A 15231-nucleotide genomic window follows, 5' to 3' on the forward strand; every position below is an offset into this window, starting at 1 on the left:
GCACATGTTCGAGAAGATCCTCATAGCGAACCGCGGCGAGATAGCCGTTCGCATCATCCGCGCCTGCCGCGCCATGGGCATCAAAACCGTTGCGGTGTACTCGACTGCCGACAACCATGCGCTGCACACCTATCTTGCCGACGAGAGCATCTGCATCGGGCCGCCGCTTGCCCGCGACAGCTATCTCAACATCGCTTCGATTATCGCGGCCGCCAAGGGCACCCACGCCGAAGCGATCCATCCCGGCTACGGTTTTCTTTCCGAGAACTCGACCTTCGCCAAACTCTGCCGCGACAACGGCATCGTGTTCATAGGCCCCTCGCCTGAGGTCATCGACCGCATGGGCAACAAGAGCCAGGCCCGCAAGACCATGATGGACGCGGGCATCCCCGTCGTGCCGGGCACGCGCAATCCCATCCATTCCCCCGAAGACGGCCTGCGGCTCGGCCGGGATATCGGTTGGCCCATCATGATCAAGGCAAGCGCGGGGGGCGGCGGCAAAGGCATGCGCGTGAGCACCTGCGAAGACGATTTCGTCGAGATGTTCAGCATCGCGCAGCGCGAAAGCATGAACGCGTTCGGCGACAACAGCATGTACCTCGAGCGATGCATTATAAACCCGCGTCACGTCGAGGTACAGATCATCGGCGACACGTTCGGCAACATCGTTTCACTTGGCGAGCGCGATTGCTCGGTGCAGCGCAACCACCAGAAGATGGTCGAGGAGAGTCCGTCGCCGTTCGTCGATGACGAGCTTCGCGCCGCCATGAACGAAGCGGCCGCCCGTGCGGCTCAGGCGGTCGGCTATACGTCTGCCGGAACGGTCGAATTCCTGCTCGACGGGGATCGCAACTTCTACTTCATGGAAATGAATACGCGCATTCAGGTGGAGCACCCCGTAACCGAAATGGTCACGCGAACCGACCTCATCGAAGAGATGATAGCCGTCGCTGCAGGCGAGCCCTTGAGCTTTACGCAGGACGACATCGATCCGAGGGGGCACGCCATCGAGTGCCGGGTCAACGCCGAAGAGCCCGCTCGAGGCTTCCTTCCCTCGCCCGGCACCATCTCGCAGATGCATCTGCCCGGCGGCAACGGGGTGCGTGTCGACACGGCAGCGTACGACGGGTTCCAAATCACCCCGTATTACGACTCGATGATTGCCAAGATCATCGTGCACGGACGCAACCGCACCGAGGCAATCGCGAAGATGCGCACCGCGCTTGAGGAGATGGTGGTGGTCGGCGTGAAGACCAACCTCGATTTCCAGTACGCCATCATGGAGAACGAAACGTTCGCCGCAGGCAACGCCGATACGAGTTTCATCGAACGGTTTCTGAAAGGCGAAGTGTAAACGCGAAGCCCGCAACCGCGCACAGCGCAGGATTCGAACATGCAACGAAGGAGGCATTCATGAGCACTGCTTTAGCCAAACCAGAAGGCGTGAGCACCGACGTATGGGAGCGCATGCTTTCCGCAACGCCCGTCGAAGCGCGCCGCCTCATCCGCTCGGGCGCCTACGACGCTCCGACAAGCGGACTTTGCCCCGGATACGCTCAAGCGAACCTCATCATCCTGCCCAAAGAGCAAGCGTACGACTTTCTCCTATTCGCCCAGCGCAACCCCAAGCCGTGCCCGCTGCTCGAGGTAACCGAGGTGGGCGCACGCGAAGCCACGATCTGCGCGACCGACTGCGACATCGCAACCGACTTCCCGAAATACCGCATCTACCGCCACGGCGAACTGGTCGAAGAGGTTGCAGACGTTTCCGCCTACTGGCGCGACGACCTCGTCTCGTTCGTGATCGGCTGTTCGTTCTCGTTCGAATCGGAGCTGGTCGAAGCGGGCATCGAAATGCGGCACAACACGATGGGCCGCAACGTTTCGATGTACCTCACCGGCGTCGACTGCGTACCGGCCGGCTCCATGAGCGGCAAGATGGTCATGTCGATGCGACCCATCCCCCACGATCGAATCGTGAAGGCCGTCCAACTCTCCGGTGCGATCCCCAAGGTGCACGGCGCGCCCCTGCACATCGGCGATCCCGCGGCCATCGGCGTGAAGGACATCGCGCATCCCGAGTTCGGCGATCCCGTCGACATCCGCGAGGGCGAAGTGCCCGTGTTCTGGGCGTGCGGCGTCACGCCGCAATCGATCGTCATGAACTCGAAGCCCGAATTCGCCATCACCCACGCACCGGGCTGCATGCTCATCACCGACACGAAGAACATCGATCTGAAGGAATAGCGGCCACGGCGTGCGGCTCAGCGTATGCATGAGCCGCCTATTCGACCGACGAACCACCGAGAGGAACCAGGATGAACACCGTCGATCTCAACTGCGATCTGGGAGAAAGCTTCGGCCGATACACGCTCGGCCTCGATGCGGAGGTCATTCCGCTCGTCTCGAGCTGCAATATCGCATGCGGCATGCATGCAGGCGATCCGGCCGTGATGGAAAAAACCGTCGCGCTGGCAGCAGAAGCGGGCATCGCTATCGGCGCGCATCCGGGATACCCCGACCTACAGGGCTTCGGACGGCGCGACCTCAATCTCTCGCCCGAGGAGGCATACGCCTTCACGGTCTACCAGATCGGCGCGCTCGCGGGGTTCTGCGCCGCCCGCAACGTCGAACTCAACCACGTGAAGCCCCACGGCCAGCTGTACAACCGAGCAGCCGTCGATCCCGAGCTTGCGGCGGCGATCGCCCGCGCAGTGCGCGATGTCGATCCCGAACTCGTACTCGTCGGCCTCGCGAACAGCGAGCTTATCGCCGCCGGCGGACAAGCCGGCCTCGCTGTTGCGCAGGAGTTCTTCACCGATCGCAACTACACCGACGAGGGCCTGCTCGTCTCGCGCACGCGGCCCGACGCGCTCATCACCGACGAGGAATTCGCCGTTACGCGCGTCGTGCGCGTGGTGAAAGAGGGTACGATCGAAAGCGTAAGCGGCAAAACCATCGAAATCCAAGCAGACACCATCTGCGTGCACGGCGACAACTCCCACGCCCTCGAGTTCGTGCGGCGCATCAGAACCGCACTCGTTGCCGAGGGGATCGCCATCGAACCGGTAGCGTAAGAAAGCTCGCCGAGCGGCGACGAAGCGGACGGATCGCCATACGTGCGCTGCGGCCGCTTCGCTCGAAAAGCGCGGTACGCTCAAGCGTACTTCGCCGCCCTACCCCGCCCGATGCGCTCGAATGGCATCCAGAAACGCGCTTCCGTAGCGCTCGGCCTTCACCTGGCCGACACCGGAAACGGCAAGCAGCTCCTCGATGCTCGCGGGCATCTTCTCGCACATATCGGAGAGCGTTGCGTTCGAGAACACGATGTATGCGGGAACGCCCGCCTCCGACGCAAGTTCGAACCGCACGGTTTTGAGTTTTTCGAAAAGCTCCGAATCGGCCGAGCCAGAACCCGGCGAACGGCGCCTTGAGCGTGCGCCCGTATCGGGGAGTTCCTCCTTCGGTAGCCGCTTCGGCACCTTGATCTCGAACGCTTTGCGATCCCGCAAAAACGCCGCACCCCGCTCGGTTGCCTCGATAACCGGATAGCTGCCGTCTGTTTGAGCGAGCAGCCCCTCGGCCACAAGCGCATCGAGCACGTAGCGGATGCGCTTCGAGGGAACCTCGTCCATGATGCCGTACGTGGTCAGGCTATCGTAGCCCTGTGCGAAGATCTTTTCGGCTTTCGAACCGCGCAGGATGTCGACGATGAGCGCTTTGCCCGCTTGGCGATTGCGTTGCCCCAGGCGAAGCACGCATGAGAGGATCTTCTGCGCCTCAACCGTCACGTCCTCGACAGCATAATCGGTTGAGCAGTTCGAACAGTGCTCGCAGCGAAACGGTGCTTCGGTCTGCCCGAAATAGCGCAGGATGAACGAGCGAAGGCAGTCGGTCGATGTGCTGTAGAACACCATCTGGCGCAGGCGCTCGCAATCTCGTTCGTACAGGGTGTGCGACCGTTCCTCATCGCCTTCGCTTTGGCGCTGCTCGTATCCCTTGTCGATAAGGAACTGGCAGGTCTGCACGTCTTTCTTGTTATAGATGAGGATGCAATCGGCAGGGCTTCCGTCACGGCCCGCGCGGCCCGCCTCCTGATAATAACTCTCCACGTCGGACGGCATGTTGTAGTGGATGACGAAGCTCACGTTCGATTTGTCGATGCCCATACCGAACGCGTTGGTGGCCACCATGAGGGATTTGCGATCAAACAGGAAATCCTCTTGGTTCGCATGCCTCTCGGCGGCGGAGAGCCCCGCATGGTAGCGCGTCGCCTCGAATCCGCCCTCGCACAACAGATCGCAGACATCTTCGACCGCCTGCCTCGTCGAGCAGTACACGATACCCGCCTGCCCCGAGCGCTCGCGCACAAGGCGCAGCAAGCACGCGCGCTTTGCTTTCGGATCGGGGCGTTCGACTCCGAAGTAGAGGTTCGGGCGATCGAAGCCCGAAACGAGCGAGAAGGGGTCGATGAGCCCGAGCGCGTGGGCGATATCCTTCTGCACCTCGGGTGTCGCCGTTGCCGTGAGCGCGCAGACGGGCGGGCGGTTCGGCAAGCTCCCGATGAACGCGGCTATCCCCAAATAGCTCGGCCGGAAATCCTGCCCCCACTGCGATACGCAATGGGCCTCGTCTACCGCCACCAGCGATATTCTCGTCGTTTTGCACAACGAAAGAAACCGCGGGGCGTCGAGACGCTCAGGTGCCACATAGAGAAGCTTGCACGATCCCGAAGCGGCGTATTCGAGCACCTCCGCCTGTTCGGCCGGAGAGATCGAGCTATTGAGGAACGCCGCCCGAACCCCCGCTTGGGTCAGAGCGTTCACCTGATCTTTCATGAGCGAAATGAGCGGGGACACGACGATGGCGAGCCCCTCGGAAACAATCGCCGGCACCTGGTATACGAGCGATTTGCCGGCACCCGTCGGCATAACGGCCAAAACGTCGCGGTCGTCGAGCACCTGCTCGATAAGCTCGCGTTGATTCGCCCTGAAATCCGCATGGCCGAAATAGTCTTTGAGTGCCTTGGTCGCCTGTTCGAGCATAGAGTCGCAGCTTTCCGTCATCCGTCTGGCCCTCGGGCCCCGTATCGATCGATTTCATTATGGCATGATCCGAAACGACACGCAGTAATGCATTCGGAAGAACCTTTTTAGCCCAAAACCAACGTTTATCCGAACCCGTCTCTCCCCTCGTCCGTTACGTGAACATACTATCTTGCATTTTCGGGTAAAATCAATTCGTAACGCGTTGCCCATGCGTTTCGCCTTGGTTAATTCTCGAAAAGAGCGGACATCGAAGCGCTTGGCATGGAGACAATGCATAGGGGATCTACCAAACGCATCACTCGAAAAGGAGGTTACATGAGCTCATCATTGGTTCAGCGCCTGAAGAGCATCGGCCCCGGCGCGCTCGTGGCCGCCGGCTTCATCGGACCCGGCACCGTCACAACCTGCACCGTATCCGGCGCTAACTACGGCTACACAATGCTGTGGGCGCTGCTGTTCGCAACGGTCGCGACCATCATCTTCCAGGAGATGGCGGCACGCATCGGCATCGTCAGCCAAAAGGGCCTCGGTGAAAACATCCGCGATCGCATTCCCAACAAAGCGTTGATGTGGATTGCTATAGTGGTTGTTCTCATCGCCATCTTCGTTGGCAACATCGCCTACGAAACGGGCAACATCACAGGCGGCATTCTGGGCATTCAGGCGTTCGCGCCCGACATCCCGATGATTCCCATCGTTATCGTGCTCGGCATTGCCGCATTTGCCGCCATGTGGATCGGCAGCTATAAGGTCGTCGAGGTCATCCTTACTGCCATCGTCGTGTTCATGGGCGTTGTATTCGCCGTCACGGCATTCGCGTCGAATCCCGACTGGGGCGCGGTCGCCCACGGCCTGTTTGTACCCGCATTGCCAGCCGAGGGATCTGCCGGCATCCTGACTGCCGTCGGCCTCATCGGCACGACCATTGTGCCTTACAACCTGTTCTTGCACGCTTCCGGTGCCGGCGAGCGCTGGAAGGATCCCGAGAAGGTTTCCGATGCGCGCCTCGACGCCGTGATCTCCATCGGCCTCGGCGGCATCATCTCGATGGCCATTCTCATCTGCGCCGCAGCCAATATTTACGGCACGGGCGTCACCGTGACCAACGGCAAGGATATGGCGCTTGCACTGCAACCGCTGCTCGGCTCGTGGGCAACGTGGATGATCGGCCTCGGCCTTCTGGCCGCCGGTTTCTCTTCGGCCATCACCGCGTCGCTTTCCGCCGCCTATGCCGTCAACGGCGTGCTCGGCTGGAAGAAAACGCTCAAAGACATCAAGTTCAAGGTCATCTGGATGATCGTGCTTCTGGCGGGCTGCATCATGGCTTGCGTGCTGGGGCACAGCCCGACCGAGCTTATCCTGGTTGCTCAGGCAGCAAACGCCATTCTGCTGCCGTTCATCGCGTTCTTCGTTCTGTACTGCGCAAACGGCAAGGACCTCGGCAAATGGAGGAACCACCTGCTCGCCAATATCGCCGGCGTGGTAATCATCGTAATCACGCTGTTCATGTGCTGGCGCAACATGTCGAGCTTCATCAGTTCGCTCACCGCCCTCATCGGCGGATAGTCAAGCACGCTGAAAGCCGTCTGATTTTTGGAGCGCACCCGAGGGTGCGCTTCTTTTATACTCTATTTTCCCAGTTCAAACGCATGTCAAAGACTTTTGACAGCACTAAAACGCCGTTGTCGAAGAGCTTTGGTCATCATATCGTTTACATTGTTCTCGCAGCCGCGCTCGGCGGCAAGCGATAACCGCAATTACGCAAGTCCGGCAACCAAGCAAAGGAGCATCAAACCATGGCTAACGATCGTTTTGTAGAAACCTATTCGCAAGGGGTGACCAACGTACGAAAGATAATCGTCGACAGCGAAACGGGCGTCAATTATCTTCTGATGTCATCGAACATGACAAGCGGTTGCGGATTGGCAGTCCTGGTAGACGAAAACGGAAAGCCGGTCATCACCCCCGAAGATGCCATCGTATCCATCTACCAATAACCGCAGTTCATCGGAGGCGGTCGGGTGCTCATCCGGCCGCCTTTGCATTTCTTGAGAAGACCATACGACCTTGAGCATCCAAATACCCAGTTCAAACGATTGTCAAACACTTTCGACAGCACCAAAGTGCAAGTGTCAAAGCCGTTTGGTGGTATCGTGGTTCCCATCATGGCATGCTCCGAAACGCGAAAGGAACGCAGTGGAACTCGGCAATCAGATTAGGAACCACCGTACGGCCCGCGGGTTATCGCAAGAGGATCTCGCAGAGAGGATATACGTCTCGCGGCAGACGATATCCAACTGGGAAACCGACCGCACCTACCCGGACGTGCAAAGCCTGCTTCTGCTGAGCGCTCTTTTCGACGTAACGATAGACGAACTGGTCAAAGGAGATGTCGAAATGATGAAAGAAGCCGTCGATGCGAACAAGATGAAGAAGCTCAGTTACGTCATGCTGGCGGGCATGGTCCTGAGCGTGGTGTTAGTCGGCCCGTGCTTTAAGCTATGGGGGTGGACGGGGCTCCTCATTCCTCTTGCGATCTGGGCGGTCGCAATGGTGAGCTCGATCATCGTCGACCGGATGAAGAAACAGCACGATATAAAAACGTATTCCGAGATCCTCGCATTCATGGAGAACGAGCCCGTCGACCGCGAGAAGGCAGCCAACGAGCGCAAGCATCATCTGCTGCGCAAGACGCTCCTCGTCATCGGGGTCGGAGCGGTAGCCGGAATCATCACGTATGTCAGCATGATGCTGTTCGCGTAAGTTTCGCGCCGAAGCACCCCACTCAAGTCCCCCTGGCTTCGAAAGCCCGCCCGCCGGCGGGCTTTTCTGCATTGTCGCAACGCCATCTCAATCACTGGCTTCTCTGCGTCCTACACGCTTCGACGCACCTTACTGGGAACCTCGATCTGCAACGCGCGAAACAGCCGATCGGGCACAAGGCTCACCAGATCGTCGGTCCACTGTGCCAAGTTCGTAGGCTGGTCCGATCGAAACCAGTCGTTAAGCACCTCGCATTCGAGCTTCGAGAATATCTCTACAAGAAACATCATATTGTGGTCGACCGAAACGCGGCGATACCTTTCAAGCGTCTCGAGCAGAACGGTTTTGCGATTCTCGGGCATGACGGTTTGGCCAAACGGAGTGTTGATGCTGTACTGAATCGACTTCCGGTAAAAATCCCGTTCTTGATCGATAAGGCGCAAGTGGTGGTAGTATCCCGTTTCCCAATCGATAGTTCGCCCGATTTCGTTAAGGTAGAACTGACGGCAGAAGATAGAGTGCCACCAGGGGATGTCGTACTTGCTTTCGAAATGCCGGTAGAACGTCTGTCGGGAAACGCCCGCATTGGCGCAGATCTCGGAAATCGTGATCTGGTCGAGCGACTTATTAACGCCATGAAGTATCTTCATCTTCGTTCTGATGTCGGGGGATTCGAATATATCGTTTCCATGAGCAAGATCCATCAACATGCAATCACCCACCGTTCCCGTTCGCTGCGAGGCCTTTGAGCCACTGCGACGCCAAAACCATACCACATACGTTTTGTCGACATTCGAATCGGCAGACGAACGATGCTTTCTATTTGTCATAAGAGTGCTACATTACCATCTCGTATTCCCCTTGCGTGCGACAAAACCGTATAATCTGTCACCCGCTTCGGACGGTCTTGCCGCACTGTCACGGCTGTGCAACACGAGACAATCCCCCTGGATGGCAAGACAGAACAAAATCGCCTGCGCGCCTCTTGGCGAGCGCGTACGAAATTCAGAGAATGAACGTACGGAAACGCAAACACCCGCACTTTGGAAGGCGCCGCCTTCCAGAAAGGAGACTGTCATGGCGAAGATAGTCAACTCTTGGAACGACTGGGATCCGTTGAAGCGCGTCATCGTCGGCCGCTGCGACAACTCGATGATCCCGCCCGAGGAGCCCGCGACCTCCGAGAAGGTGCCCGTCGACTCCGAGATGCGCGGCATGTGGGGCCTGCGCCCGCTCGCGACCGTCGAGCGCGGCAACGAGTGCCTCGAGAACCTCGTGAAGATCCTCGAGTCCCGCGGCGTCCAGGTCGACCGCCCGACGCCTTTGCAGTGGAACCAGGCCATCGGAACGCCGGACTTCCGCAACGACTCCATGATGACCTGCATGCCCCCGCGCGACATCCTGCTCACCGTCGGCAACGAGATCATGGCCTCGGCCAACTCCTTCCGCTGCCGCTACTTCGAGTACCTGGCCTACTGGCCGCTCATGAAGCAGTACTTCGACGAGGACCCCGAGTTCAAGTGGACCCAGGCCCCCCGCCCGCGCCTCACCGACGCCTCCTACAAGCACAACTACTACGACGAGAAGATCTCGCTCGAGGAGAGGCTCGTCCGCACGGCCAACAAGGACTTCGTCACCACCGAGGTCGAGCCGATGTGGGACGCCGCCGACGTGATGCGCATGGGCAGGGACCTGTTCATCCAGCACGGCCTCACCACCAACCGCACCGCCATGGAGTGGTTCCAGCGCTACTACCCCGAGCTGCGCGTGCACGCCGTGAACTTCCCCGGCGACCCCTACCCGATCCACATCGACGCGACCTTCGTGCCGCTGCGCCCGGGCCTGATCATCAACAACCCGGTCCGCCAGCTCCCCGAGGAGCAGCGCGCGATCTTCGAGGCCAACGACTGGCAGATCGTCGACGCGGCCCAGCCCGCCCACGACGAGCCGCCGGCGCTGTGCTACAGCTCGGTGTGGCTGTCCATGAACTGCCTCGTGCTCGACCCCAAGACCGTGATCGTGGAGGCCTCCGAGGTCTACCAGCAGGAGCAGATGGACAAGCTCGGCATGAACGTCATCCCCTGCGACCTGCGCGACGCCTACCCGTTCGGCGGCGGCCTGCACTGCTCCACGGCCGACGTCTACCGCGAGGGCGGCTGCGAGGACTACTTCCCGAACCGCGTCAAGGACGCGACGCTCATCCATCCGGAGATGTGGAACGACTAGGCAATAAGAATCACTCGTCTTACTACTACAAGGTTCAAGACTAGGTGCTTAAGAAAGGGGGTTTGGTTCGCTCGAAACCAAGCCCCCTTTTGTTCGAGGCCTTACGGCTTCTCGGTCGTCGTATGCCCTTATGCCTTCGCAGGCCGAAGGCGAGCTGAAGCGGCATATCTTCCAGCTCGATTTCGCTCTGCGATCGCGCGCGGCGCATGCTCGCAGGATTCGACGGTCGCATTTCCCTGCTACTGGTTTAAGGAGGACCAATGGCGGACAACACTGATCTCAAACCTACAGGGACTGAAACGGTAAACGGAAACGGTAAGGACGGTTCGGGCGGATACAAGATGAGGGTGGGCTTCGGCACCATCGCCATGTTGATATCCGCAACGGGTATGGGGCTCGTGCCCCTGTTCAGCCGTTGGGCTACGCGTACCGATATGTTCGACGGCGCGGCGGGCTTCAACGCCGGCGATAGCATCGGGGCGCTCATGGCGGTCGGCCGCATGGGGATGGGCGTGATCTTCTTTGTCATCCTGCTTCTGGCCACCCATAAAGTCCACGTGTTCAAGAAGCTCAAGCTCACGCCCGCTATCGCGCTCGGCGGCCTCATGATCGGCCTGTCGCTTGCATGCTATGTGACGTCCACGCTTCTGACTACGGTATCCAACGCGGTGCTCTTCATCTACATAGGACCTGTTATCTGCGTACTTTTAGCGAGGATATTCCGTAAGGAGCCGATGTCGAAACTGCAGTGGATCTGCCTGCTCGCGGTGTTTATCGGCATGTTGTTCGGCAACAACCTCATCGGCTTCAACGAAAGCGGATTTTTCGTCGACTTCAACCTGCAGACCTCGACACCCGAATTTCCCATGAAGGGCGTCGGCGATGCGTTCGGCCTCGCTTCGGGCGTGTTCTACGGTGCATCCATGTTCTTCAACGGCTATCGCAAAGACGCCGACACTACGGCGCGCGGCGTATGGAACTTCATCTTCGCGGTCGTGGGCGCTGGAGCCGTTACCATCATCCTGAACTCGCTCGGTTCGACCCCCGATATGGCCAACTGGGCGCTCAACGTGCACTTCACGCCGTTCAACTGGGCGGGCGCGATCCTCCTGTGGATTATCTGCGGGCCTATAGCCCTTGGGTTCTTGCTGGTTGCCGGCCGCAACCTTCCTGCGGCCGACTACGGTACCATCGCGTATTGGGAGGTGCCCGTCGCCATCTTCGTCGGGCTTGTCGTGTTCGGCGAGGCGCTCACCATCAACACGATCATCGGCGGTGTACTCATCATCGGCGGCGGTGCGGTGCCTTCGATCAAGGGCATGATCACCGGGCGCAAGCTCAAACAGCAAGACGAGATAGGCGAGAAGCTCGCCGGCCATTTGGACGAGAAGAGCCAACAGGGTGCGCTCGGCGATTCGGCGGCGGCGCTTCTGGATACAGGGCGCGGTGCCGAGCTGGGAATGATGGCGAACGATACGAAGATCACGTCCAATCTGACCCATATCGCCACCGAGACGCATTTCGAAGCGGCACTGAGCGAAGAAGAGTTGAAGGCGGCGTTTGCAAAGCACGGATTGCCCGGGTTCCCCGCGAAGCTCGACATTCCCGAGCGTACCGAAGACCACGTGCAGATGATGGCGCTCGACGGACTCCTCGAGTTTGCGAAAGCCAACGATGCGGGCGCGGTCGCCTACGATGTCACCTACTTCCCCCATGCCGATGAAGCGGAGGTCGATTACCAGCTGCAGCAGCTCGGCCGCGATCTTGAGATAGATGCAGCCGTCATTCGCGACGTGTGCGCCGATGAGATCAAGGAGTACCTGGCGCTCGACGCCAAGCGCAACCCCGATCTTCCCGTGCACAGCATCGTGGAGGCCTATGTCGGCGGTACCGCGTTCGCCTGGTACGGCATGAACGAGTACCCGCGCTTGAAGAGGGTCATCCTCAACGCTCTTTCGCAAGGCGGCCAGAAGGCGAAGCGATCCTTCATCGAACGGGCGAGCAAGGCGCAGGTCGAGCTGCTCGAAGATTACTGATCGGTTACAAAACCGCTCATCGATACGGTTGGATTGTTACATGATGGCGAGAATCTTCACTTTCGAGGTATCATGCTTGAAAGGCAAGGTATGCATTCCCGTCTTGAAAGGGGGCTTCGCATGAAGCGAGCGCTCGAAGGGCGACATCATATCCGTCGAAATGAAGTCGCACATTTCTTAGGGGACTATCATGAATGCTGAAAACAATACGATCGATGCCGCTTCGGCGCGGCAGTTTTCCGAAGAAGAGAAGCATAGAACGCTCAAGAAAGTGACGTTCTCATCGTTTCTCGGAAACTTCATCGAATGGTTCGATTACGCGAGTTACTCCTATCTGGCAACGGTCATCGCCCTGGTTTTCTTCCCGGGCGAAGACCGGTTCGTTTCGGTCATGCTCACGTTCGGGCTATTCGCCTTATCGTTCCTCGTGCGTCCGATCGGCGCGATCTTCTGGGGGAACATGGGCGATAAGAAGGGGCGCAAATGGGCCTTGTCCATCTCGATCCTCATGATGAGCGGGGCCACGTTTCTTATCGGCTGCTTGCCGGGCTATGCGATCCTCGGCGTGGGCGCTCCGTTGCTTCTGCTGATCCTGCGCATGGTGCAGAGCTTCTCGGCTGCCGGCGAGTATGCAGGTGCGGCCACGTTCATTGCGGAGTACGCACCGAAGAACCATCGCGGATTCTACTGCTCGATGGTGCCCGCTTCGACGGCCACGGGGTTGTTGGTGGGGTCGCTGTTCGCTACGTTCATGTTCAACGTATGGGGCGCCGAATCGTCGTTTGTGGTCGACTGGGGCTGGCGCATTCCGTTTTTGCTGGCGCTGCCGCTCGGATACATCACCCACTACATCCGAACGCACCTTGAGGATTCCCCGGTTTACGAGGAGATGCAGCGCAATCTCAAGCGGCACGGCGAGAGCGTGAAGAAGCCCATCCGCACGCTGCTCACCAAGCATCGGCGCGTGCTCATCGTCTCGTTCGGCGCCTGCGTGCTCAACGCGGTCGGGTTCTACGCGGTGCTCACGTACCTGCCGAACTACCTCGAAACGACTTTGAACTACGATCCGAGTTTGGCTTCGATCATCACGACCATCGTGCTCGTGTTCTACATCGGCTTCATCTTCCTTTCGGGGCGCATATCCGATCGCTTCGGACGCAAGAAGATGCTGATCATCGCATGCGTTGGATTTATCGTGCTCACGATTCCCGCGTTCCTGCTGTTGGGTACGAAGAGCTTCGTCGTGATCCTGATCGTGGAGCTGGTGATGTGCTTGCTGCTGACGATCAACGACGGTACGTTGTCGAGCTATCTGACCGAGACGTTCCCCACCGATGTGCGTTATTCGGGCTTCGCCTTGAGCTTCAATATGGCGAACGCCATATTCGGCGGTTCGGCTTCGGCTATCTCGTTTTGGTTGATCGATGTAACGGGCAACGATATAGCCCCGGCGTTCTACATGGTGTTCATCGCCGCGCTCGCCTTGGTGGCTATGGTCATGTCACACGAGCACACGGGCAAAGATTTGTCCGAGGTGTAGGTTTTGTCCACCGGCCGCTTATGCGGTGGATCCGGGTGGCCGCGTTGGTTCGGCCATCGGCGCGGCCGCCCGGAATATCGCTTCGCAGGCCTTCGGGCTAGCGGAGCGATTCGTTGCCCTATAATGCTGGTTGGGAGTATGCGCCGATGATGCGGCGCATCGATTGTGCGGTATTGCGGGAGGAACCTATGGGCGAGTCGTCTCAAACGCCGAAATCTCTGAAAGCTCAGATTACGAGGGCTTCGCTGGTGCTGGCTGCCGCTGCGCTTCTGCGGGAGGAGGGTCCGGGCGCCGTTACGTACCGCCGAGTAGCCAAATGGGCGAACGCCGCCTCCTCATCGGTCGGGTACTACTTCGATTCGGTGACGGAGCTTTTGCAGGAGGCCGGTCAGCACAACATCCAGATGTGGGCCCAACGCGCGGAGCGCGCCGCCGATGCCGCCGAAAAGCTCACGCCCGAAGAGTGCCGAGAAAACTGCGTCGATCTGCTCATCAAGGCGTGCTTGCCCGAGGATTCCACCGTGCCGGCGGCTCATTATGCGCAGCTGATCGCCGCCGCCGAATCGCCGGTGGTCACGCAGGCTTACCAAAAGGGCCGTCGCGCGCTCGATGCCGCCGTAGAGCGCATTCTGCAGCGGGCGGATGTACCGATGTCGTCGCGACTCGTGTACGCCATCGTCGACGGCGCAGCCGTCGCCGCTATCTCCGAGGGATACGACGTGCACGATACCGCAGCAAACCTGCTTGCGGAGGTTGTGGCGGACTATACGGGCCGTTCGTAGCCCGATCCGCTGCGGAAGCTCGCGTTGCGGCAGCCTGTTTGCTCTGTGTGGGCTTGCTTCCGTATGCCGTTTCGATGCCGGGATGATGAATAATGGCACATGGGCCGAACCGTCGGACGCTGCGATGCGCGCCGCGTTACGGCACCGAGCATCGAACGGGAAAGGATCGCCTGTGCCCAGAATACTCATCGTCGAGGACGAGCCGCCCATTTCGAACCTCATCAGGTTGAGCCTCACCAAGGCGGGCCATAGGTGCGATTGCGCGTTCGACGGCGCGCGGGCCGCCGACATGGCCGTTGAGACGCCGTACGATCTGATCCTGCTCGATGTCATGATTCCCGAGATCGACGGGTTCGAGCTGATGGAGTATCTCAAGCCTTTCGGGGTGCCCGTCATCTTCCTGACGGCGGCTGCCGCTCTCGATAACCGCGTCAAGGGGTTGCGCATGGGCGCCGAAGACTACATCGTCAAGCCCTTCGAAATAGACGAGCTGCTTGCGCGGGTCGATGTTGTGCTCAGGCGCTACGGAAAGGCCGACGGCGTCATCGAGGTTTGCGGTCTTATGATCGATACGCGTGCCATGCGGGTAATGCGCGGCCAGGAGGAGCTCGCCCTCACGCGCAAGGAGTACGACCTGTTCGTCCTGTTTGCGCAAAACCCCAATGTGGCGTTGTACCGCGATGTTATCTACGAACGGGTATGGGGCGGCGATCTGGGTGCAGGCAGCAAAACCGTCGATCTGCACGTACAGCGCCTCCGTAAGAAAACAGGGCTCGATGCATGCTTGCAGGCGGTCAGCAAGGTCGGGTACCGATTGGTTCTTCCATGACGGGTAG

General features: G+C 59.5%; 13 protein-coding genes. 11 read left to right on the forward strand and 2 right to left on the reverse strand.

Features of this window, described 5'->3' with window-relative positions:
• The first annotated feature begins 4 nt into the window (after positions 1–4).
• The 3 genes from accC (at position 5) to C1722_RS14795 (ending at position 3077) form a co-directional block, all read left to right on the forward strand.
• On the forward strand, positions 5–1354 hold the full coding sequence (gene accC / locus C1722_RS14785) for an acetyl-CoA carboxylase biotin carboxylase subunit (protein WP_102380113.1): 1350 nt from the start codon (positions 5–7) through the stop codon (positions 1352–1354).
• 59 nt (positions 1355–1413) lie between these two features.
• Positions 1414–2247 (forward strand): putative hydro-lyase, encoded by an 834-nt coding sequence (locus C1722_RS14790; RefSeq protein ID WP_102380114.1) that lies wholly within the window; start codon positions 1414–1416, stop codon positions 2245–2247.
• A gap of 71 nt (positions 2248–2318) precedes the next feature.
• The gene (locus C1722_RS14795) at positions 2319–3077 is read left to right on the forward strand and encodes a LamB/YcsF family protein (RefSeq protein ID WP_102380115.1); all 759 of its coding nucleotides are present in this window, start codon (positions 2319–2321) and stop codon (positions 3075–3077) included.
• A gap of 99 nt (positions 3078–3176) precedes the next feature.
• Here the strand turns inward: C1722_RS14795 and recQ are convergent, their stop codons facing one another.
• A complete protein-coding gene (gene recQ / locus C1722_RS14800) occupies positions 3177–5045 on the reverse strand; it encodes a DNA helicase RecQ (RefSeq protein WP_102380425.1) in 1869 nt (622 codons plus the stop codon).
• Positions 5046–5363: 318 nt separating this feature from the next.
• Between recQ and C1722_RS14805 the strand changes: the two genes are divergently transcribed.
• The 3 genes from C1722_RS14805 to C1722_RS14815 all read left to right on the forward strand — a co-directional run bounded on the left by C1722_RS14805 (position 5364) and on the right by C1722_RS14815 (position 7811).
• Positions 5364–6614, forward strand: a complete 1251-nt coding sequence (locus C1722_RS14805; protein WP_102380116.1) for an Nramp family divalent metal transporter — start codon at positions 5364–5366, stop codon at positions 6612–6614.
• Between the two features lie 230 nt (positions 6615–6844).
• Complete coding sequence (locus C1722_RS14810) at positions 6845–7045, forward strand: DUF6440 family protein (RefSeq protein WP_102380117.1); 201 nt, start codon at positions 6845–6847, stop codon at positions 7043–7045.
• Between the two features lie 199 nt (positions 7046–7244).
• Positions 7245–7811, forward strand: a complete 567-nt coding sequence (locus tag C1722_RS14815) for a helix-turn-helix domain-containing protein (protein ID WP_102380118.1) — start codon at positions 7245–7247, stop codon at positions 7809–7811.
• A gap of 110 nt (positions 7812–7921) precedes the next feature.
• Here C1722_RS14815 and C1722_RS14820 read toward each other — a convergent pair whose 3' ends face one another.
• Positions 7922–8533: a TetR/AcrR family transcriptional regulator gene (locus C1722_RS14820; RefSeq protein ID WP_244387086.1), complete on the reverse strand. Its 612-nt coding sequence runs from the start codon at positions 8531–8533 to the stop codon at positions 7922–7924.
• Positions 8534–8888: 355 nt separating this feature from the next.
• Between C1722_RS14820 and C1722_RS14825 the strand changes: the two genes are divergently transcribed.
• The 5 genes from C1722_RS14825 to C1722_RS14850 all read left to right on the forward strand — a co-directional run bounded on the left by C1722_RS14825 (position 8889) and on the right by C1722_RS14850 (position 15224).
• Entirely contained in the window at positions 8889–10037 is a 1149-nt protein-coding gene (locus C1722_RS14825; protein WP_102380120.1) for a serine/threonine protein kinase, read from the forward strand.
• 260 nt (positions 10038–10297) lie between these two features.
• On the forward strand, positions 10298–12073 hold the full coding sequence (locus C1722_RS17495) for a DMT family transporter (protein ID WP_244387100.1): 1776 nt from the start codon (positions 10298–10300) through the stop codon (positions 12071–12073).
• Between the two features lie 190 nt (positions 12074–12263).
• A complete protein-coding gene (locus C1722_RS14840; protein ID WP_102380121.1) occupies positions 12264–13613 on the forward strand; it encodes an MFS transporter in 1350 nt (449 codons plus the stop codon).
• A gap of 188 nt (positions 13614–13801) precedes the next feature.
• A complete protein-coding gene (locus C1722_RS14845) occupies positions 13802–14395 on the forward strand; it encodes a TetR/AcrR family transcriptional regulator (protein ID WP_102380122.1) in 594 nt (197 codons plus the stop codon).
• Positions 14396–14567: 172 nt separating this feature from the next.
• Positions 14568–15224 (forward strand): response regulator transcription factor, encoded by a 657-nt coding sequence (locus C1722_RS14850; protein ID WP_102380123.1) that lies wholly within the window; start codon positions 14568–14570, stop codon positions 15222–15224.
• Positions 15225–15231: the final 7 nt, after the last annotated feature.

The organism is Raoultibacter timonensis (assembly GCF_900240215.1).
Lineage (GTDB): Bacteria > Actinomycetota > Coriobacteriia > Coriobacteriales > Eggerthellaceae > Raoultibacter > Raoultibacter timonensis.